Source organism: Vibrio sp. 03_296 (assembly GCF_002265885.1).
The window spans coordinates 1-2,085 of the sequence record NZ_NPKW01000668.1 but is presented as its reverse complement, the minus strand read 5'-3'; the positions used below and the strand labels follow the sequence as shown (position 1 = coordinate 2,085).

The 2,085-nt window shown below is 39.1% G+C and carries 2 protein-coding genes; both read left to right on the top strand.

The window, feature by feature from the left end:
• The first annotated feature begins 1,655 nt into the window (after positions 1-1,655).
• On the top strand, positions 1,656-1,847 hold the full coding sequence (locus CIK04_RS34300; protein ID WP_325205886.1) for a hypothetical protein: 192 nt from the start codon (positions 1,656-1,658) through the stop codon (positions 1,845-1,847).
• A partial coding sequence (locus CIK04_RS34295) for a GNAT family N-acetyltransferase (protein ID WP_325205885.1) occupies positions 1,823-2,085 on the top strand: 263 nt, incomplete at its 3' end. The genes CIK04_RS34300 and CIK04_RS34295, both read left to right, overlap by 25 nt.

Here is a 2,085-nt window from a genome sequence, read left to right as displayed (position 1 = left end):
AATGCGTTCAGGAAGCAGGAGTTCTCCATTTTCGCGGAAGATATCCATAGGTTCGATTGCCGCGTATGTATTATCGTCGATCATCAGAGTACCGCTTAGCACAAAGATATCCGGATTAGATGGGTGTTTCTGATGATAGACTGCATGACGTAAAAATCATTCAGATCACGTACTTTTTCAAAGTGCGGGTTACTTTCTTGATGAATCTGCGTGCTCCATTGTAATGGTGAAGATTTTTTCTAACTCTGTGCGCTTGGCTTCGGTCGCCATTTGCGAGTTTATCCATGCATTTTCTCACGCCGCCATCGAGATTCGAATGAGCTGTTGAGCATGATGCTGTAGCAAGCCTTATGTAGCCAGAGTCATATTATAGAAAGCTCTCGGYGCCTTTTTTTTTCAACCACGGTTTTCCGTTTTTTATCACCATACCGTAATTACCAGAGAAGAAGTCTATCGGTAGCACTCTGTCAACGACCATCTGATTTTCACCATTTACCACTGAGACATTACCTACTTCTTTAGGAATGCTGATGCAAGCTTCTGAGCCATGGGGGACGTTGATGCTTTGTTGAGGCTGAATGCCATTATTTGAGCGGGGAACGATAATATCAGTGTATTAAACCGAATCTCGCTTTACTAACATTGTCGGTATTTGCGATGCAGAACTTATCTTGAACGAAACTCGGTGGTGTTTCACAATAATTTTCAAGTTGGTCATCACTTTCAGTCGATTTACATTGGCCTTCAATCGAAGCATCCACAATGATTTTAGTTATTGTATTCACTACGCTTAATGATGCACCTAGCGCCCCAGCKTTTCCGGAAATAAACGTAACTTTATAGGGGGTGAAATTGCTTGTATAGGCGCTGACATTGGCGACAAATCCGCCTAACTTGTTGACGGCACGGATAGTTGTTGATGTAACTGTTTCTTCTACGGGCTTTTGAGCATAAGATGCGGTTGAAAAAGGCAGCCTGATATTATCAGTGCTAATGTTGTGTAAGAAAATGAACTCTTCATTTTAGTTTCCTATTAAGATTAAATAAATTGATTTTAATCGTTCAAATGTATTGCTATGTAAAATTTACGTTTACTTAATATATTGCATTTGACTGGTTTAATTTTCGACATTATTTATTGCMAAAGTATTGTTTTAATTTTTGTCTTATTATTTGAATCTGAATGGACAACGAAATGAAATTATCAATATAAAGGTAATTTGTTAAATGACTTAATTGTTAATTGGCCTCAGGCTCGAAAAAACAACACAAATAGTTAATGTTGCATTTGTCAATAATTATCTGATTATAAAATTATTTTATAGAGTGGTGATTGCTTGTATATTTTTACGAGAGAGAGAACTTTTTGAGTCAATTCACGGTTTTTCAGTTTTTCGTGATTATATTTTTCCTTACTCTGTTCTAAGCAGATATCTGTGTTGTTTAGATAAAGCGAGCACAGCGGCTATTAAGTAATCTGCGTTCGAGTAAAGGTTTAAAAAATGATGTTCATCGCTGGRTAGGCTGATAACGCGACTAAAGAGTCAAAAAAAGGTTGTAAGGCGAGCCACAAGCAAACAGTTCCAAGTGCTTAGAATGGATTTTACGCTCGGTTTCACTACAATGTAGACTTATTAATATGTAGCAGATAAGCCATGAATAAAGTCGTCTTATCAGCGGCACGCCCTTCAGACCTTGAAGCCCTTAATGATTTGATGTTCGATTTGCATGATGAACATCATTTACAGTGCCCTGAATTTTTTAAAAGCGCAGAAGAGATCGAGCAAGAGAAAAGCATTGCTCGCTATCTCGATGATCCTGAATGTTTGGTGTTTGTCGCCAAGTAGATGAGGAAGTGGTGGGGTTGTGTCAGGGCATTTTGCGAGCTGATTTCGACAGTGAGCGYCCTTTACAGATGGGCAGTGTCGATGAGTTATACGTTGGTAAGCCGTTTCGCCAACAAGGGATTGCAGAGGCGCTATTAGCCAGAATCGAACAAACTTTCCGTGATTATGGTGTTGAACAAGTGTTTGTTGAAGTGTGGGATTTCAACCAAACCGCGATTGCTGTGTATGAGAAGAATGG